General features: G+C 71.0%; 18 protein-coding genes. 6 read left to right on the top strand and 12 right to left on the bottom strand.

The features are described from left to right. Positions 1-13: 13 nt before the first annotated feature. The 6 genes from ABZU76_RS19955 to ABZU76_RS19930 all read right to left on the bottom strand — a co-directional run bounded on the left by ABZU76_RS19955 (position 14) and on the right by ABZU76_RS19930 (position 8,073). Positions 14-1,429 (bottom strand): FAD-dependent oxidoreductase, encoded by a 1,416-nt coding sequence (locus ABZU76_RS19955; protein WP_354871455.1) that lies wholly within the window; start codon positions 1,427-1,429, stop codon positions 14-16. Then, complete coding sequence (locus ABZU76_RS19950) at positions 1,426-3,480, bottom strand: molybdopterin oxidoreductase family protein (RefSeq protein WP_354871453.1); 2,055 nt, start codon at positions 3,478-3,480, stop codon at positions 1,426-1,428. Before ABZU76_RS19950 ends, ABZU76_RS19955 begins: the two co-directional genes overlap by 4 nt. Before the next feature lie 127 nt (positions 3,481-3,607). Continuing rightward, the gene (locus tag ABZU76_RS19945) at positions 3,608-4,405 is read right to left on the bottom strand and encodes a TIGR02569 family protein (protein ID WP_354871450.1); all 798 of its coding nucleotides are present in this window, start codon (positions 4,403-4,405) and stop codon (positions 3,608-3,610) included. Positions 4,406-4,558: 153 nt separating this feature from the next. After that, positions 4,559-5,740: an adenylyltransferase/sulfurtransferase MoeZ gene (gene moeZ, locus ABZU76_RS19940; RefSeq protein WP_220246455.1), complete on the bottom strand. Its 1,182-nt coding sequence runs from the start codon at positions 5,738-5,740 to the stop codon at positions 4,559-4,561. Positions 5,741-5,863: 123 nt separating this feature from the next. Next, positions 5,864-7,072 carry a DUF3152 domain-containing protein gene (locus ABZU76_RS19935; protein ID WP_354871448.1) on the bottom strand — a complete coding sequence of 403 codons (1,209 nt, stop codon included), beginning with the start codon at positions 7,070-7,072 and terminating at the stop codon, positions 5,864-5,866. A gap of 80 nt (positions 7,073-7,152) precedes the next feature. Next, positions 7,153-8,073 carry an alpha/beta fold hydrolase gene (locus ABZU76_RS19930; protein ID WP_354871601.1) on the bottom strand — a complete coding sequence of 307 codons (921 nt, stop codon included), beginning with the start codon at positions 8,071-8,073 and terminating at the stop codon, positions 7,153-7,155. Between the two features lie 189 nt (positions 8,074-8,262). Between ABZU76_RS19930 and ABZU76_RS19925 the strand changes: the two genes are divergently transcribed. Then, positions 8,263-8,889 carry a TetR/AcrR family transcriptional regulator gene (locus ABZU76_RS19925; RefSeq protein ID WP_354871445.1) on the top strand — a complete coding sequence of 209 codons (627 nt, stop codon included), beginning with the start codon at positions 8,263-8,265 and terminating at the stop codon, positions 8,887-8,889. A 5-nt stretch (positions 8,890-8,894) separates the two neighbouring features. After that, the gene (locus ABZU76_RS19920; RefSeq protein ID WP_354871443.1) at positions 8,895-9,596 is read left to right on the top strand and encodes an alpha/beta hydrolase; all 702 of its coding nucleotides are present in this window, start codon (positions 8,895-8,897) and stop codon (positions 9,594-9,596) included. Here ABZU76_RS19920 and ABZU76_RS19915 read toward each other — a convergent pair. Both ABZU76_RS19915 and ABZU76_RS19910 read right to left on the bottom strand, forming a co-directional pair. Then, positions 9,559-10,425, bottom strand: coding sequence for an alpha/beta hydrolase (locus tag ABZU76_RS19915; protein ID WP_354871599.1), 867 nt, complete (start codon positions 10,423-10,425; stop codon positions 9,559-9,561). The two genes, ABZU76_RS19920 and ABZU76_RS19915, sit on opposite strands and share 38 nt — an antisense overlap. A 44-nt stretch (positions 10,426-10,469) precedes the next feature. Next, positions 10,470-11,378, bottom strand: coding sequence for a diiron oxygenase (locus ABZU76_RS19910; protein WP_354871441.1), 909 nt, complete (start codon positions 11,376-11,378; stop codon positions 10,470-10,472). A 68-nt stretch (positions 11,379-11,446) separates the two neighbouring features. Here ABZU76_RS19910 and ABZU76_RS19905 point away from each other — a divergent pair, with 68 nt between their 5' ends. Then, the gene (locus ABZU76_RS19905; protein WP_220246450.1) at positions 11,447-12,235 is read left to right on the top strand and encodes a TetR/AcrR family transcriptional regulator; all 789 of its coding nucleotides are present in this window, start codon (positions 11,447-11,449) and stop codon (positions 12,233-12,235) included. A gap of 32 nt (positions 12,236-12,267) precedes the next feature. Further along, positions 12,268-12,588: a DUF4873 domain-containing protein gene (locus ABZU76_RS19900; protein ID WP_354871438.1), complete on the top strand. Its 321-nt coding sequence runs from the start codon at positions 12,268-12,270 to the stop codon at positions 12,586-12,588. Positions 12,589-12,707: 119 nt separating this feature from the next. Here ABZU76_RS19900 and ABZU76_RS19895 read toward each other — a convergent pair whose 3' ends face one another. Both ABZU76_RS19895 and ABZU76_RS19890 read right to left on the bottom strand, forming a co-directional pair. Next, positions 12,708-12,938, bottom strand: coding sequence for a DUF3107 domain-containing protein (locus tag ABZU76_RS19895; RefSeq protein WP_220246448.1), 231 nt, complete (start codon positions 12,936-12,938; stop codon positions 12,708-12,710). Between the two features lie 97 nt (positions 12,939-13,035). Beyond that, positions 13,036-13,689 carry a ferritin-like fold-containing protein gene (locus ABZU76_RS19890; protein WP_354871435.1) on the bottom strand — a complete coding sequence of 218 codons (654 nt, stop codon included), beginning with the start codon at positions 13,687-13,689 and terminating at the stop codon, positions 13,036-13,038. A gap of 289 nt (positions 13,690-13,978) precedes the next feature. Between ABZU76_RS19890 and ABZU76_RS19885 the strand changes: the two genes are divergently transcribed. Both ABZU76_RS19885 and ABZU76_RS19880 read left to right on the top strand, forming a co-directional pair. Beyond that, the gene (locus tag ABZU76_RS19885; protein ID WP_354871433.1) at positions 13,979-15,766 is read left to right on the top strand and encodes a DEAD/DEAH box helicase; all 1,788 of its coding nucleotides are present in this window, start codon (positions 13,979-13,981) and stop codon (positions 15,764-15,766) included. Between the two features lie 35 nt (positions 15,767-15,801). Continuing rightward, a complete protein-coding gene (locus ABZU76_RS19880) occupies positions 15,802-17,181 on the top strand; it encodes a hypothetical protein (RefSeq protein ID WP_354871430.1) in 1,380 nt (459 codons plus the stop codon). Here the strand turns inward: ABZU76_RS19880 and ABZU76_RS19875 are convergent. Continuing rightward, positions 17,120-17,902 carry a class I SAM-dependent methyltransferase gene (locus ABZU76_RS19875; RefSeq protein ID WP_354871428.1) on the bottom strand — a complete coding sequence of 261 codons (783 nt, stop codon included), beginning with the start codon at positions 17,900-17,902 and terminating at the stop codon, positions 17,120-17,122. The two genes, ABZU76_RS19880 and ABZU76_RS19875, sit on opposite strands and share 62 nt — an antisense overlap. Next, positions 17,893-18,450: a hypothetical protein gene (locus ABZU76_RS19870; protein ID WP_354871426.1), complete on the bottom strand. Its 558-nt coding sequence runs from the start codon at positions 18,448-18,450 to the stop codon at positions 17,893-17,895. The genes ABZU76_RS19875 and ABZU76_RS19870 overlap by 10 nt, the downstream gene beginning before the upstream one ends. Positions 18,451-18,459: the final 9 nt, after the last annotated feature.

Here is an 18,459-nt window from a genome sequence, read left to right as displayed (position 1 = left end):
GAGAGTCGGGTGCTCACTGCGCCGCCAACCAGCCCGCGACGGCCGACACGGTGTCGTGGCAGCCGCCGCAGCCGGTGGTGGCGCGGGTGGTGCGGGCGAGCGCGGCGACGTCGGTGGCGCCTCCGCGCCACGCGTCGACGAGCCGGCCCTTGGTCACGGCGTTGCACCGGCAGATCAGCGCCGACGCCGGCAGGTCGGCGGGGCTCGCGGCGGCCGGCGCGCCCGCGGGCAGCGCGCGGCCGAGCAGCACGGCGAGCCGGTCTTCGGGCAGCGGGATGCCGCGGTCGTGGAACTGCGTGACGGTGGCCGCGGCGTCGGGCAGGCCGAGCAGGATCGCGCCGGTCACGCGGTTGTCGCGGACCACGAGCTTGCCGTAGCGGCCGCCGGAAGGGTCGTCGATCGTGAGCACGTCGGCGTCGTCACTCGCGTGCGTCTCGCCGAGCGCGGTCAAGTCGACACCTCGAGCCTTCAGCCGCGTGACCACGCTCGTGCCTCGGTAGCGCGCCGCGGTGTCGGCGCCGGTGAGGAGGTCCGCGAGCACGGCCGCCTGCTCCCACGCGGGTTGCACGAGCCCGGCCGGTGCGTGTGCGTGGCGCGCGCAGTCACCGAGAGCGTGAATGCGGCCGTCGCTGGTGCGCAGCAGGTCGTCGACGAGCACGCCGCGGTCCACCGCGAGCCCGGCGGCCTCGGCCAGCGCCGTGTCCGGGCGGACACCGGCGGCGACCACCACGAGGTCGGCCGGGACGAAACTGCCGTCGTCGAGCTTCACGCCGTCGCCGGGCAGGTGGCGCGCGGCCGTCGCGTCGAAGCGGAAGGTCACGCCCAGCTCGGCGAGCCGCCGCGCGAGCACGCGGCCGGCACCGGCGTCGAGCTGGCGTTCCATCGGGTGGCCGTGCGGGTGCACCACGGTCACGTTCGCGCCCCGCCCGGCCAGGCCCCGTGCGGCTTCGAGGCCGAGCAGCCCGCCGCCGAGCACCACGACGGGAGCACCGGGCCGGGCGGCGTCGAGGATTCGGGTGCAGTCGTCGAGGGTCCGGAACATCGCGACGCCCGGCCCCGGCTCTAGCCCTTCGACCGGCGGGAGCCACGGCGTGGCGCCGGTGGCGAGCACGAGCGCGTCGTACTCCAGCGGGCCGTCGGTGGTCTCCACCCGACGGTTCGCGCGGTCGACCCCGGTCACGGACGTGGCCAGCCGCAGGTCGACGCAGGCCCGAGCCGCCCAGTGCTCGTCGTGCAGCCGCACCGTCGCCGCGCTCAGCCCGCCCGCGAGCACGGACGACAGCAGCACCCGGTTGTACGCGGGATGCGGCTCTGCACCGACGATCGTCAGCCGTACCCGCTCCGCCGACGGGTCCCGGCGCCGGAGCTCGTCGGCCAGCCGGGCGCCGGCCATGCCGTAGCCGGCCACGACCACGTGCCGGGCGCTCATGCGTCCACCCCGGCATCCACTCTGGACAGTGCGACCGCGCACACCTTGAACTCCGGCATGCGGCTCACCGGGTCGAGCGCCGGGTTCGTCAGGAGGTTCGCGCGCCCCTCGCCCGGAAAGTGGAACGGCAGGAACACCAGGTCGGGCCGCAGCGAGGCGACGCACCGCACCCGGGCGACCGTCTCCCCGCGTCGCGAACGGACCAGCGCCCGCTCCCCCTCGGCGAGGCCCGCGCGGGCGGCGGTGTCGGGGTGGACCTCCACGAACACCTCGGGCACGACGTCCACCAGCTCCGGGATCCGGCGCGTCTGGGCGCCGGACTGGTAATGCTGGAGCACCCGGCCCGTGGTGGCCTGCAAGGGAAACTCGGCGTCGGGAAGCTCCGCGGGCCCGGTGTGGTCGACGGCGGCGAACCGAGCCCGGCCGTCCGGGTGAGCGAAGCGATCGAGGAACATCCGCGGGGTTCCGGGGTGCTCCGCGGAAGGCACCGGCCAGTGCAACGCCTCACCGGAGCGCAGCCGGTCATAGGTGACGCCGGAGTAGTCCGCCGTGCCGCCCTTGGACGCCGCACGCAGCTCCTCGAAGACAGCCGGGGCGTCCACCGGGAACCGCTCGGCGGGCTGGCCGAGCCGGGTCGCGAGCTCCCGCAGCACGTCGAGGTCGGACCGGACGCCCACCGGCGCGTCGACGGCCTTGCGGCGCAGCAGGATCCGGCCTTCGAGGTTGGTGAGCGTGCCGTCTTCCTCGGCCCACTGCGTCACGGGCAGCACGACGTCAGCGCGCTCGGCCGTCTCCGACAGCACGAAGTCGGCGACCACGAGGAGGTCCAAAGCGGACAGTCGATCTTGGACGCGGCGCGACCGCGGCGCCGACACCACGACGTTGCTGCCGAACACCAGCAACGCCTTCGGCCCGCCCTCCTGCCCCAGCGCCTCGAGCAACTCCGTCGCCGAACGCCCCGGACCCGGCAGGCTTTCCGGCGTGACACCCCACACTCCGGCGACGTGCTCGCGCGCGGCCGGGTCGTCGATCTTCCGGTACCCCGGCAGCTGGTCAGCCTTCTGCCCGTGCTCGCGCCCGCCCTGGCCGTTGCCCTGACCGGTGAGGCAGCCGAACCCGGACCCGACGCGACCGGGCAGCCCCAACGCCAGTGCCAGGTTGATCCACCCGCTGACGTTCGCCGTCCCTGTCGCGTGCTGCTCGGTGCCCCGCGCAGTCAGCACGTACGCGTTGTGCGCCTCACCCAACATCTCGGCAGCTCGGCGTTGATCGGCCGCCGCAACCCCGGTCACGCGCTCGGCCCGCTCCGGCCACCACGCAGCGGCGAGGCGCCAGGCCTCGTCGAACCCGGCCGTCCGAAGATCCACATAGGACTTGTCGAGCTGCCCCTCGGCGACCACCGCGTGCAGGATTCCCAACGCCAAAGCCAGATCCGTCCCCGGTGCCGGCGCGAGGTGCAGGGTCGCGAGCTCGGCCGTCGGCGTGCGCCGCGGGTCGATCACGATCAGCTCGGCACCTCGCAGGTGCTGCACGAACGGCGGCATCGTCTCCGCCGGGTTCGCCCCGGCCAGCAGCACCACGTCCGCTTCGGCCAGATCCGTGACGGGGAACGGCAACCCGCGATCGGCCCCGAACGCCTTCAGCCCCGCCGCCGCGGCAGACGACATGCAGAACCGGCCGTTGTAGTCGATCTGCGACGTCCCCAGCGCGACCCGCGCGAACTTCCCCAGCAGGTAAGCCTTTTCGTTGGTCAGCCCACCGCCGCCGAACACCGCGACGGAGTCGGGCCCGTGCGACGACCGCAGCTCACCCAGCTTCGCCGCCACGAGGTCCAGCGCCTCGGCCCAGCTCACCGGCGTCAGCTCACCGTCACGCCGGACCAGCGGTGTGGTCAGCCGATCGCCGGAACGCAGGAGCTCCCCGGACGTCCAGCCCTTCTGGCACAGGCCACCCGCGTTGACCGGGAAGTCGCGCGGAGTGACGCGCGTGCCGGCCAAGCGCATCCCGCACTGCAGTGCGCAGTAGGGGCAATGCGTGTCGACGTGCGGCACGGGCGCTCCTCGGGGTCGGCGATGGCCCCGACGCTAAGCACGCCGTGTTACCTGGAGATGCCTGATTGTTTCAGGCAGTTGACATCACTCGCCACTTTCCGCGACCTCACGGTGAGGTCGGAAAAACTCAGAGGATCGCGCTGACCTCACGCGCCGCCGCGCGCAGACCGTCGAGCGCCGCGCCCGTCGAACGCGGGTTCAACGCGTTGGCCGCCAAGCGGAACAGCACCGCGCGAAGCAGCAGCTGCGGCCACTCCGGCAGGTGAGCCCAGCGGTCGAGCAGCTCGCCGGTGGCGCCGCCCCACGCCAGGGCATCGACGGCCACGATCGCCGCGCCCCACTCGCCCGGCCGGTAATACGGCACGAAGTCGACGATGCCGGGCGCCGCGTCACCGTCGAAGAGCACGCCCGCGAGCAGCTCGCCGTGCGCGACCTGCAACGGCAGCTTGATCGGCCGGCGAGACGGCGCGAGCACCTCGAACCAGCGGCCGCCCTTGGCCTCGTCGAGCGGACGGTCGAGCTCTTCCCACGCAATGCGGTCGGCCACCGCGTCGAGGTCGTCGCGCGCGGACAGGAAATCGGGCCGCGGCAGGTCGGCCGTGGCGCGGTGGAGCTTCACGGCGGCGAGCATGGCGCCGTCGACGTGGTTCTCGGCCGTGCCCGAGACGTAGCGCCAAGCCGACCAGTCGCCGACGATCCAGCGGCCGTCGCTCGCGCGCACCGGCTTCGCGATCCGCAGGCCCGGGTCGTCGGCGTGCTCCAGCGCGCGGGCGGTCCACAGCGTGCGCGAGCGATCGGAAACCGGCTTCAGCACCAGCTCGCCGCAGCGCCAGGCCGTCGAGTCCGGCAACGCCGAAACGAGGCCGATGTCGCCGCCGAAGGCCGCGCACACCCGCTCGGGTGGCCGTTCGAGAGTGGACCGCACGAGAACCGAAGGTACCCGCCTGTGCGCGCCACGAACGAGAAGACGCGCTGGTCACGGACCGCTTTCATATTTCAGACACACCCGGCGCCACGCGCCCAAAACGCCACGATGGCCTCCCCGGCGAACCGGGAAGGCCATCGTGGGTGGAAACCGTCAGTAGGTGGGCAGGCTCGGGTCGATCTGCTTGGCCCAGGACAGGATGCCGCCACCGAGGTGCGTGGCGTCCTTGAACCCGGCCGCGTGCAGAGCGGCCAGCGCCTCCGCCGAACGCGCACCCGACTTGCAGTGCAGCACGATCGGCTTGTCCTGCGGCAGCTCGGCCAGCGCCTCGCCCGAGAGGATGCGGTCCTTCGGGATCAGCGTCGCGCCCTTGATGTTCACGATCTCGTACTCGCCGGGCTCGCGGACGTCGATGAGGGCGAAGTCGTCGCCGTTGTCGAACTTGGCCTTGAGCTCCGCCGGCGTGATCGTGCTGCCCGAAGCGGCCTGCGCGGCCTCGTCGGACACCACACCGCAGAAGGCTTCGTAGTCGATCAGCTCGGTGATCTTCGGGGTCTCCGGATCCTTGCGGATCTTGACCTCGCGGTACTTCATCTCCAGCGCGTCGTAGCTGATGAGCCGCCCGAGCAGGGGCTCACCGATGCCGGTGATGAGCTTGATCGCCTCGGTCACCATGATCGAGCCGATGGACGCGCACAGCACGCCCAGCACACCGCCCTCGGCGCACGAGGGGACCATGCCCGGAGGCGGCGGCTCCGGGTAGAGGTCGCGGTAGTTCAGGCCCTTGCCGTTGGGCGCGTCTTCCCAGAAGACGCTGACCTGGCCTTCGAAGCGGAAGATCGAGCCCCACACGTACGGCTTGCCCAGCAGCACGGCGGCGTCGTTGACCAGGTAGCGCGTGGCGAAGTTGTCGGTGCCGTCGAGGATCAGGTCGTACTGCTCGAAGATCTCGAGCGCGTTCGCCGACTCCAGCCGCTCGACGTGCAGGTACACCTTGACCAGCGGGTTGATCTCGGCGATCGACTCCTGCGCCGACGCGGCCTTGAGCTTGCCCACGTCGGACACCCCGTGGATGACCTGGCGCTGCAGGTTCGACTCGTCGACCACGTCGAAGTCGATGATGCCGAGCGTGCCGACACCCGCCGCGGCGAGGTACAGCAGCGCGGGGCTGCCGAGGCCGCCGGCACCGATGACCAGGACCTTCGCGTTCTTCAGCCGCTTCTGCCCGGTCACCCCGACGTCCGGGATGATGAGGTGGCGGCTGTACCGGGCCACCTCTTCCTTCGTGAGCTCCGCAGCCGGCTCAACGAGCGGCGGCAGTGCCGTGTCTGACATCGGGTCCTCCATACTCGCGTGGATCGCGTAGTCAATCCCAGTATCCACAACGCCCACAGGCAAGGTGGGCTTCCCGGCGTCCGGATCGTGGGACGAGGGTTGCTTTGTACGGCGGGACCGGTTCTACGCGGGCGGCGTCGGGTTCGGCCAGGCGTTGGGCACGCAGACGTGGTGGTCGGAGGCCACCTTGCCCTTGTCGCCGCCGGGGATGTTGTTGAGCATCGCCACATAGTCGTCGGCGACGCCGAACGACTGCTGCATCATCACGGGCGCCGGGTCGCCGGTCGCGGGACAGCCGACGTGGATGTTGCCGAGCGCGTGGCCCACCTCGTGGTTGATGGCGTACTGCCGGTAGCCCGTCATGTCCGCGCCGTAGGCCTTCGCACCACGCACCCAGCGGGCGAGGTTGATGAGCACGCGGCCCATGCTGCGGCGGTAGCAGGAGGCCTCGAACTTGATCTGGAACCCGCACGCGTCGGCGCGGTGCGTGGTGTTCGGCGTGGTGAGGCTCACGCGGAAGCTCGGGTCGGGGTAGCTCGCGTCCACGCGCTGCAGCCGGATCTTGCCGTTCCACGTCCAGCTGCGCGGGTCGGACAGGATGCCTTGCACGGCCGTGGCGAAGCTGTCGTCGCCGGCGTAGCTGGACGGGTCGATGCCGTCTTCGACCTCGACGGTGTAGGTGTAGAGCTTGCCGCTCTTGCCGACCGTCGGGCCGGAGCCCGGCACGACGTGCCAGGTGCCCTTGCCGCTCTCGGTGTAGTTGCCGCCCGTGGGCAGCTCGGCCGTCGGCACGTTCACGTCCGCCGGCTTGGCGGGGTTCTCGGGGATGGCCTGGCCGCCGTCGATCGCGCCGGCCGCCGCGTCGCCCACCGCCGATTCGCCGGTGCCCGCGGTAGTGGTCGAACCGGGCTCGGCCGGGCTGGTGGCCGTGTTCACCACGACGAGCGCGGTGATGACGACCAGGATCGGCAGCGCGTACACGCGCCAGCCGTAGGTCTTCACGAACCCGCCGACGCCGCGCTTCTTCGCAGCCGGCCTGCGGGCTGCGGGCTTCTCCTCGTCACCCTTCGGCTGCCACGACGCCTTCAGCGGCTCCGCGCTGGTGCGCCGGGAGCCGGGGCGGTAGCGGTCCTCGCCCACGCGCTGGGCGGGCGGCTTCGACGGCCGGAACTGGCCGACGCGCGGGGAGCCCGTGTCCGTGAGCGGTGAGTTCCTGGAGCTGGTTGACGAACTACTCGACGAATTCTTTGACGAGGCCGACGTCGCACGCCTGGCTGAACCGGCGTACGAGGCTCGCCGGTCGTCTCCTCGTGCGTCCTTCGGCCGGTCCACCGCCCCAGGGTGCCATATCCGAACGGTGCTGCTCTCGGCGACTGGCTGATGACCGAGAGATGATCTGTCACTCGTTCGGACTACCAGATGCCCTTTTCGGCGGCCTCCCACAACCCCAGAACCGCCCGCGCTACGACATTCGGGCGTTCCATCTGAGCCACGTGCCCGGTTCGGGGAAGGACCAGCAGCCGGGCGTGTCGGAGCAGCCGCGCGGTGCGGGGCGCGCGCCGCACGGAGATCACCCGGTCGTGAAGGCCCCAGACGACGAGTGTGGGAATGCTCACCCGCGCCGCGACGGACCACAGCGACGCGTCGCCGACGGCGCTCCAACGCCGGAAGATGCCGAACGTGCTGCGCGCCATCGCGGGCGCGGCCCAGGCCAGCGCCGCGCGGGCGCCGTGCTCCTCGGTCAGCTCGTCGAGCCGGCGTTCGGGGAACTTCGCCAGGTCGTAGAAGCACAGCTTGATGACCTGCGCCGCGCGTTCGCGGGCCGTCGCCGAGGCCAGCCGGCGGCGCACGCGCGCGCCCACCACCGGCAGGTACGCCAGCGCCATCAGCGGGTCCGACAGCCGTCGCGGGTCCGGGCGGCGGTCGGGCATCGCCGGCGAGATCAGCGTGAGCGTGCGGACCAGCTCGGGGCGCGCCGCGGCCACGAGCAGCACGACCGCGCCACCCATCGAGTTGCCGACCAGGTGCACCGGCCCCGCGTCGAGGCCCTCGATGTAGCGCGCGACGACCTCGGCGTGCTCGTCGAGACTGAAGTCGAAGCCGGGGGCGGGCTCTGAAAAGCCGAAGCCCGGCAGGTCGATCGCGCGGCCGCTCGCGGTGGGCGCGAGCAGCGCGGCGAGGTCGGTCCAATTGCTGGACGACCCGCCGAGCCCGTGCACGTAGACGGCGACGGTACCTTCGGGTCCAGGGGTGCGGCGTACGTTCAGCGAAACACCGCCCACGTCCTCGACAACGCCAGGCCAGGGCGGCAGCACCGGCTCGAGCGCCGGCAACGGCGCCGTGGACAGCGGCACGTGGGTCACAGCCGGGCGCACCGCCGTCGCGGTCGCCGGGCGCGTCGTGGATGTGGTCACCACCTCAGGATGCCCGACACTTGGCGTTCCGGGCGTACCCGCGAGTAATCTCAAACCCGCTTCACGCGGCGGTGCTACTGCCCGGCGAAGCCGTGGACGGGAGGAAGAATGACGGAAATGGCGCGACTGCAGCAACGAGGCGTTCGGCTGCCCAGGACCGAACGCCGCGCCCAGCTGCTGACGGCCGCGCAACGCGTCTTCGCCGAAAACGGCTATCACGCCGCGGCCATGGACGAGATCGCCGAGGAGGCGGGCGTCAGCAAGCCCGTGCTGTACCAGCACTTCCCCGGCAAGCTGGACCTCTACATCGCGCTGCTCGAAAGCCACGTCGACGACCTGGTGAGCCGCGTGAAGGGGGCGCTCGACTCGACGAGCGACAACCGCCAGCGCGTGCCGGCCACGGTCGGTGCCTTCTTCGACTTCGTGAGTGAAGACGCCGGCGCGTTCCGGATGGTCTTCGAGAGCGACCTGCGCGGCGAGCCGGCCGTGCAGGAGGCCGTGGACCGCGCGGTGTCCGCCAGCGTCGAGGCCATCACCGAGAGCATCACCGCCGACGCCGGCCTGGACGAGGACAAGGCCCGGCTGCTCGCCGTGGGCCTGGTGGGCATGTCGCAGGTCTCGGCGCGCTACTGGCTGCAGCACAACCAGTCGATGTCCCAGGAGGAAGCCGTGGCGCTCACGGCCAACCTCGCGTGGCGCGGCATCGGCGGTGGCTTCCCGCTCAAGGACGGCTGACGCGCTTGGCCCCGCTCGTGGTGGCCGTCCCCGGCACGCTCTGCAGCCCGGCGGTCTTCGGTCCGCTGGCGCGAGCGTGGCCGGGCGTCGTGCACGCCGTGGACTGGATGTCGGCGCCCGGGCCGTGGCGGATCGAGGACGTGGCCGAGCGGATCGCTTCGCGGATCGACCGGCCGGTACTGCTCGTGGGGCATTCGACGGGTGGCTGCATCGCGTTGCGGCTCACGGCGAAACACCCCGAGCTGGTGGCCGGGCTGCTGCTCGCGAACACCGGCGCGCACATGCGGGGCCACGGTGACGTCGACGGGATCCTTCAGACGATTTCGCAGGCTTGGGGGCCGGAGCTGCACGCGGCGGTGCTGGACCGGTCGTTCGCTTCACCGTTGCCGGTGGAGCTGCGTGACGACCTGCTCGCGTACGCCGCGCGCGTGCCGCAGGAGGCCGCGCTGGAGGTGCTGACGAGCCAGCGCGATCTCGACCTGACGCCGGAGCTCGCGTCGATCCGGTGTCCGGTGCGGGTGCTGCACGGCGTCCACGACCGGGCTCGGTCCGTGGCGGACGCGCGCTACCTGGTGAAGCACCTGCCTGACGCGGAACTGACCACAGTGGACACTGGCCACACCCCTGTGTTCGAGGATGTGCCCGCGACCGTCGCGGCGTTGAAGTCCCTTATGGAGCAAGGATCCCAGCCGCCAGCAGGATCTTGATCCGCGCGGCGACTTCGGCCGCGCGTTCCTGCGGAAGCATGTGGCCGGCGCCCGGGTAGCGGATGAACTCGGCGTCGGGCAGCTCGTCGGCGATCACCTTCGCGTGCGGCAGCGGGCACAGCCGGTCTTTCTCCCCCGCCAGCACCACCGCGGGCACGGTCCGCAGCGCGCGCAAGGCCACGCGGCAGTCGTGCACGGAGATCGCGTCCTGGAACTCGCCCAGGCTCGCGGGATGCGCGCACAGCAGCTGGTCGACGACGCTGTTCACGTCGCCGCGCTTCGGTTTGTCGCCGAACACCAGGAACCGCGCGCCGGACCGCACCATCGCGGGGCTCAACGGCAGCCGTTCGCCCTTGCGGTGCGCCAGCGCCTTGGCCAGCCGCCGCTCGAACCGCGCCGACATTGCCCCTGCCGGCCCGGGCATGCCGAGCGTGATCCGGTCCATCTGGCCCGACGACGTGGCCACGAACGCGACACCGGCGACGCGCGCCTTCACCAGGTCCGGATGACGTTCGGCGAGCGCCATGATCGTCATGCCGCCCATCGAATGGCCCGCCAGCACGAGCGGTCCGTTCGGTACGCGTTCGGCGATCAGCTCGGCAAGGTCGTCCGCGAGTCGCGGGATCGTCGCCGCCCCCCGTCGAGCCGGCGACGATCCCCCGTGGCCACGCAGGTCGTAGCGCAACACCCGCGTGGCCGGTCCGAGGTGCCGGACGACGCCGTCCCACGTGCGGTGGTCCTGCGTCCAGCCGTGCACCAGCACGAGCGTGATCGGTGCGTCTGCCGGACCGGACGTCTCGACGTGCAGGGCGGCACCGTCGCCGGCCATGAACCGATGGTCGCGCGCCGGATCACGCAGCCGTTCGAGCGTGGTCACTTGCCCTCCGGCAGCAGGAAGGACTTCTTCCAGAAGTAGCGGCCCGGCAAGCCGACCAGGCCCGACTCCTGGAGGAACGGCATGATCTTCTCGCCGGCCCACGCGATCGTCGCGCGCCAATGCGGGTTGTTCAGCGCCGCTTCGACGCCCTCGCGCGGGCGGATGCCGACAGCCTTGTAGACGTTGGGGTTGATGAACGCGCGCGTGACGAAGTACGAGATCAACGCGATGACGAACTGCTGGTAGGCGATCTCGTGCTTGCCCAGCTTGGCCATCCCACGCGTGACTTCTTCACGCGCGAAGGTCACGTGGCGCGCTTCTTCGAGCACGTGGATGCGGTTGACCATGCGCACCAGCGGCTGCACGTTCTCGTCCACCATCTGCTCGCGCTGCAGGCGGTCGAGCACCTCTTCGGCCACGAGGATCGCGCCGTAGCGGGCGGGGCCGTAGGAGATGGTGGGCATGAGCTTCGCGAACTGGCGCAGCGCCGGCACCGGGCCGTAGGCAGGGCAGCCGATGCGCGCGGCCATGCGGGCGAACATCGTGGAGTGGCGGCACTCGTCGGCGATCTCGGTGAGGGCGAACTGCGCGTGGGAGCTCGTGGGGTCCTCGTCGTAGACCTCCTTGAGCAGCATCTGCATCAAGAGGATCTCGAACCACAGGCCGGTGGTTGCGACGCTCGCGACCTCGTGCTTGCCGAGCTCGATGCGCTGCTCGGGGGTGAGCCCGTCCCAGAGTTTCGTGCCGTAGAGCGACGAACGCTCGGGGAGGATGTAGTTCTTGCCGTCGACGAGCGGTGCGTCCCAGTCGATGTCGACATCGGGGTCGTAGAACTTGTTCGCCGAAGACTTGAGCAGCCGGTCGGCGGTCTTCTCCCGGTCGGTCTCCTTGAGCGTCCGCGTCATCGCTCGCCCTCTCTCCTATAGCTGCATCCCTATAACTGTAACTTGAGGTAACAGTTACCTCTGGTAGCATGACCCGGGTGATCGAACGTGTCAAGCGCTCCAGCAAGCAGTCCGGCAAGCACCCGGCTCCGGGGGAAGCCGCGACCGGTGACGCCCGGCGGGACCGGTGGCGCAAGCACCGCATCGCACGCCGGGCGGAGTTCGTGGAGGCCGCACTGCGGGCGCTCGACAGCCATGGTCCGGACCTGGGCATGGAGGACGTCGCGGCCGAGGCCGGCGTCACGAAACCCGTGCTGTACCGGCACTTCGAGGACAAGGCCGACCTGTACGTGGCGCTCGGGCAGCGCGGGACGGAGATCCTCTTCGAGCGCCTGATCCCGGCGATCAACGCGGAACTCGCGCCCGTGCCGCGCATCCGGATGGCGCTGGACGCGTTCTTCTCCGTGATCGAGGAACACCCGAACCTCTACCGCCTCCTCGCCCGCGGCGGCCTGCACGAGAAGACGGTGAGCGACTCCGACGTCGTCGCCGAGGACAAGGAAGTCATCGCCACCGCGCTGACCGCCCTGCTCGGCGACTACATGCGCATGTTCTCCATGGACTCCGGCGCGGCGGAACCGTGGGCGCACGGGATCGTCGGCATGGTCCAGAGCACCGGCGAGTGGTGGCTCGACCGCCGCTCCATGAGCCGCGACTCCGTGGTCGAGTACCTCACGCAGATCATCTGGGCGGCCATCGACGGGCTCACCCGCCAGCACGGCGTGGTGATCGACCCGAACCTGCCGCTGGAGGAGAACAAGGTCGTCCAGCTCGGACGTGCCAAGACCGACGCCCCGGCGGACAGCGACGCGGGCTGAGTTCGTTTCGTTCTTTCGTTCGGGAGGCTTTCATGAGCGACGAAGACGGTTACGCCGGCACTGCGACCCTCGTCGTCGATGGCATGGAAATGGCTGTGCAGGTCGACCTGCGCGGCCACTTCCAGCCGATCGACGGGTACTACCACTGGTACGGGCGGATTTCCGCCTCGGGCGAGCTGACCGCGGCGGTGGGCGGCCGGAAGAAGGCCTGCACGGTCGCGGTGGAGGATCGTTCGGTCGACGGTGAGCTGTCGGATCCGGACCCCTGGGGGCGGTACCGGATCACGGGGACGTCCACGCCGCCGTTTTCGGTGCCGACGAGCTTGGAAGAAGTCGAAGCGGCGACTGCCTGATTCGGGGCCCAGCGACTCGCCAAAGCTCCCCAGGACAGGAAAAAGCCGCCCCGGGCCAAAGCCCAGGGCGGCTTTTCGGTTAACCGCGAAAACTCGAGAACCGCCAGAACTCGCGAGCCTCAGTCGCCGACGCCGAAGCCGACCTTGCGGACGTCCGAGGGGGCGATCTCGACGTACGCGATGCGGTCGGACGGGACGATGTACTTGCGGCCCTTCTCGTCGTTGAGGCGGAAGAGCCCGTCACCGGCCGTCAGGGCCTCGGCGACCAGCTTCTCCACCTCGTCGGCGGTCTGGCCACTGGACACCACCAGCTCGCGCGGCGTGTCCTTGATGCCGATCTTGACCTCCACGTGGGACCTCCGCTGGAAATTCGTTGTCGTTACGCCTGGCAAGGCTAGCCCAACCGCAGCGCTGCGGTGTCGCGCCACCGCGTGGTGAACCGGCACTTCAGCCGAGACCGAGCGCCTGCATGCGCTTCGTGTGCCCCTGCTGCAACCGCCGGAACAACCCGGCGATTCCCGACAGGTCGCCGGAGCCCGCGACGATGAGTTCGGCCAGGCCATCGCGTTCGGCGACCACGTACTGGGCCTGTGTGAGGGCCTCGCCCAGGAGCCGGCGGCCCCACAAAGCGAGCTTGTCTCGCGCCTTCGGGTCGGCCTTGATGCCCGCGGCGACTTCGCGCTCGGCGAACGCGGAATGACCCGTGTCGGCGAGGACGGTGAGCACCAGGTCCTTCGTTTCCGGGTCGAGCCAGCTGGCGATCTCGCGGTACAAATCCGCCGCGAGGCCGTCGCCGACGTAGGCCTTGACCAGCGATTCCAGCCACGACTTTGGCCGCGTCGAGGCGTGCCACGCGTCGACCTGGGCCACGAAAGGGCGCATGGCGTCGTCGACGGACACGCCGTGGGCGGCGAGGTGGGCCGACAGCATGTCGAAGTGACCGATCTCGGCCGCGGCCATGGAGGCGAGCGCGGCGCGGCCGGCGAGCGTCGGCGCGGTGCGGGCGTCCTCGGCCATCCGGTCGAACGCGGAAAGCTCGAGATAGGCGATCACGCCGAGCAGGTCGACGACGCCTTCGCTGATCTCTTTCGGGTCGGTCACGGCGACGAGGGTATCGCCGAACCCGTGGTCGACGCCGTGAAGAGACCGATCCCACGCCGCGCCGTCGCGCCCGGTAGTGTTGAAAAACTCCTGACCAGGTACACTGCGGAAGAATTGACAAGGCTTCCGCACGTCTTCTGGCTGCGGGAAACAGGCGGGCGACCGGCGCCACCAGGGCTGCCGGGGCTCGCTGCAATTGTGCGTGCACGCCTCCAGCGGCATTCCCGGGAGGGCGGCTGCGGCGCCGGATCCTCAAGGTGCCTGCCCAGACCCCCCGGTCGAGTGTCGAGTGACAACCGGCCTGTGCGCGCTGGTCACGAGAGAGGCGATCACCCTGACCGCAGAACAGTCCACAACCGAAGAAACCACCACCCCCGCAGTCGCGCTGGAGCACAGCGAGACCGGCCCGGCCGCGCTCGACACCTCGCACCCGCTGCAGGCGGGCGTCGAGGTCGAGCCCGAGGCACCCACCTTCGCCTCGTTCGGCGTGAAGCCGGAGATCGTGAAGGCGCTGGGCGAGGCCGGCATCGAGCGCACGTTCGCCATCCAGGCGCTCACGCTGCCGCTGGCCATGGCGGGCGACGACCTCATCGGCCAGGCCCGCACCGGCATGGGCAAGACGCTGGGCTTCGGCGTCCCGCTGCTGCACCGCGTGCAGGTGCCCGGCGACGGCACCCCGCAGGTGCTGGTCGTGGTCCCGACCCGCGAGCTGTGCATCCAGGTCGCCAACGACCTCAAGGGCGCCGGCAAGCACCTCGGCATCCGCACGCTGGCCATCTACGGCGGGCGGCCGTACGAGCCGCAGATCGAGGCGCTGCGCAAGGGCGTCGACGTCGTGATCGGCACCCCGGGCCGCCTGCTCGACCTGGCCGAGCAGCAGCACCTGGTGCTGGGCAAGGTCCGCGGGCTCGTGCTCGACGAGGCCGACGAGATGCTCGACCTTGGCTTCCTGCCCGACATCGAGCGCATCCTGCGGATGGTGCCGGACGAACGGCAGACCATGCTGTTCTCCGCCACGATGCCGGGCCCGATCATCACGCTGGCGCGCACATTCCTGCGTCAGCCCACGCACATCCGCGCCGAGGAAAACGACGCGAGCGCGATCCACGAGCGCACCACGCAGTTCGTCTACCGGGCGCACTCGATGGACAAGCCGGAGGTCATCGCCCGGGTGCTGCAGTCCGAGGGCCGCGGGCTCACCATGATCTTCAGCCGCACCAAGCGCACCGCGCAGAAGGTGGCCGACGACCTGGTGGAACGCGGCTTCGCGGCCGCCGCCGTGCACGGTGACCTCGGCCAGGGCGCTCGCGAACAGGCGCTGCGCGCGTTCCGCTCGGGCAAGGTCGACGTGCTGGTGGCCACCGACGTCGCGGCTCGCGGCATCGACATCGACGACGTCACGCACGTCATCAACTACCAGTGCCCCGACGACGAGAAGACCTACGTGCACCGCATCGGCCGCACCGGCCGCGCGGGGCGCACGGGTGTCGCGGTCACCCTCGTCGACTGGGACGAGATGCCCCGCTGGAAGCTGATCTCCGACACGCTGGGTCTGGACAAGCCGGAGCCGGTGGAGACGTACTCGTCGTCGCCGCACCTGTTCAGCGACCTCGGCATCCCGGAGGGCACCACCGGCCGGCTCCCGCTCGCGAAGCGGACCCGCGCCGGGCTGGCCGCCGAGGAGGAAGAGGACCTGGGTGGCAAGCGCCGTGGCCGTGGTGGCCGGGGCGCCGGTTCTGCTTCTGACGACGACGCCGCGCCGCGCAAGCGCACGCGGGCTCCGCGCAAGCGCACCCGTGGTGGTGCGAATGCGGCTGAGGCGGTCGAGAAGGCGGACGCTACTGCTTCCTCCGACTCCGCTGCGTCGGGTTCGGGTTCGGGTTCGGGTGAGGAGCGCTCGCGCTCGCGTCGCCGCACCCGTGGTGGTGGCGGTGGGGAGTCGACCGGCCCTGCCGGCGCGGCCACCGCGTCGGCCTCGGCTTCGGGCGAAACCGGAGAAACGGGTGAGCGTCCGGCACGTCGGCGCCGTCGTCGCCGCCCCTCCGCGACGTCTGATACACCTGCGTCGGCAGACTGAGGGGACCAGCGGAGCCGACGGCGGGAGTCAGGTACGTGAGCGACCACGAAGACGGCGCACCGGACCAGTCTGAACCGGACGTTCCGGCCTTTGTACCGCCTTCGGACTCCGGGGTGGTTTCACACCGCCCCCTCGGCACCGAAGATGTTTTGCCCCCGTCGCAGAGCTCTGCGAGCACTGTGACGGGGCCTCCCGTTCGCGTGCGGCGCTCGCCGTGGAACCGCGGGCGGGACCGCGTGATCGCGGCGTTGGTCGCCGTGGTCGTGGTGGTCGTGGCGCTGGTTGTCGCGTTGAACAGCGACAACCTGCACACGAGCCGCGCGCTCGTTTCCCCGCCGCCGACGTTGCCGCCGGCGCCCACGGCCGTGCCGGGTTCGATGGCGCAGCTGTGGCAGGCGCCCAGCTCGGCCACGCCCGTGCCGATCGGCGAGGGCGACACCGTGACCACCGCCGACGGCGGCGAGGTCGCGGGCCGCGACCCGCTCACCGGGCAGATCCGCTGGCACTACACGCGCGAGAACCTGCAACTGTGCACTGTGGACACCGCGTGGGGCCGCGTGAACGCGGTGTACCACAAGGCAATGGGCTGCAGCGAGGTCACGCAGCTCGACCCCACCACGGGCCAGATCACGGCCCAGCGCAACGGCGACGCGGAGCTCGGCACCCAGCTCGTCAGCGACGGCAGCCACGTGACCACCACCGGCAAGCACCTGCTCGACACCTGGCGCGATGACCTCGTGAAGAGCATGGAGTACGGCCAGGTCCCGTTCATGGTCAACCCGAACAAACAGCCGCGCACAGGCTGCACGTACGGCACGGTCGCCGCGGCCGCCGAGAAGGTCGGCGTGATCGAGCGCTGCCCCGGCGATCCGCACGACCGCCTCACCGTTTACAAGGCCACGGCCGAACACGAGGACGAGCCGCAGGTCGTCTTCAGCAGCATCCTGGCCGGCTCGCGCGCCCGCGTGATCGCCATGTCCGGCGACTTCACGGCCGTGCTGCTGCCCGACCAGAAGCTCCTGGTCATCTACGGCCCGGACGGCAACGAGCGTTCCGCGTACCCGATGGACCTGCCCGCGAGCGACCTGGCGGGCGACCCGCCGCGCGGCATCGAACAGACCACTCGCACCGACAGCGGCGTGTATTGGTTCACGGGCACCAAGACCGTCGCCCTGTCGCGCGACGACCTCACCCCGCGCTGGACCCTCGACAGCACCCGCGGCCCCGGCATCACCTTCGCCCGCCAGCTCGTCGTCCCCATCAACGGCGGTTTGGCCGTGCTCAACGAATCCAACGGCGCCACGATCCGCACGGTCGGCGTCGACCGTGGGGCGTACCGCGGGGTTGTGCGGCTTACGGCTTTGGGGCCGGTGCTGCTTGAGCAGCGCGGTCCTGTGGTGGCCGCACTGCGCTAGCGATCGTGACGATCTCGCGGCTCTGCTCCGTCAGGGGGCCGCTTTCCCAGTCGCCGAACCGCTCCTCGACGACGAATCCCGCCGCGGCGAGGAACTCGTCCAGCTCGGCCGGGCCGAGGAACCGCAGCGCCGCGCGGTCGACGCGCCGCACGGTGCCTTCGGGGTCGGCGGCGGTCTCAGTGAACGTGACAACGCCGCCGACGACCGACTCGACCTCGTGCCACAGCCGGAGGCGACGCGGCTGGGAGACGGTGACCGGGTGAGCGGGAGTCCAGTCCTCCCAAGCCTTTGCCTGCGGGTGGCGCGTCTCGAACGCGAACCGTCCGCCGGGCCGTAGCGCGCGACGGATGGCGGTGAGGGAGTCGCGCAGGTCTTCGTCGGTGGTGAGGCACTGGAACGCGTGGCCAGTCATCGTGGCGAGGTCGAACTCGGCTTCGGCGGTGAGCGTGGCGGCGGTTCCTTCCCGCCACTCGACGTCCGTGCGCCGCCCTGCCCGGGCGAGCGCCGCGCGATCGGGATCGAGGCCGACGAGCCGGCCTCGGTGGCCTCGGTCGCGGGCGTGGTGCAGCATGCCGCCGGTGCCGCACCCGATATCGAGGACGTTGTGCGCGCGCTCGACGAGGGCGTCGTAGAAGTGATCCGCGGGGAAGTCGCCCCAGCTGTTGAGGACGTCGTACAGCTCTGCCGCTTCGTCGTCGGACAGCACCCGGGTCAGGACCACCAGAACACGGTGAGCGCCACGAACGCGACCAACAGTACCGCGATGCCCGCCAGCCCCGCGGCGCGGCCGTAGCGCCGATCCGCGACCCGCTGCAGCACCAACGCGACCACCGCGGCGACGGGGTGGCCCACCAGCAACAGCACGCTCGGCCCCGGCGCCCCGGTGGCGAGGCAGACCGCGCCGACACCCAGCACACCCACCGCCAGCACGGCCAGTCCCGCGGCGATCGACCCGGTGAACCCCCGCCACCACCGCCCGCGCGGCTTCCCCGCGCCGACGGCCTCGATCCGCTGTGGCGCCGCGACGGGCACGTACTCGGCCGGCGTCTCGGCCGCGTGCGTCGCCGTGGTCGGGTCGGGCTCGGCGTCGACGGCCGGCGACTCGGCGACAGACGCGTCCGCAACAGGTTCCGAGGGCTCACCGTGCTCGTCAGCCTCCGCCGGCGGAGCTTCGGCGTGGGCGTCCGACGGAGGGGTGCCCTCGCGAGTGGCGACGTCCGCCGCGGCCAAGGGGGCGGCGGTCAGTTCCTCGGTGTCGGGTGAGGCCACGGTGGGGGG

Source organism: Amycolatopsis sp. NPDC005232 (assembly GCF_040607795.1).
Taxonomy (GTDB): domain Bacteria; phylum Actinomycetota; class Actinomycetes; order Mycobacteriales; family Pseudonocardiaceae; genus Amycolatopsis.
Note: the sequence above shows the minus strand (reverse complement) of the source record. Positions and strands in the feature narration are given on the sequence as shown.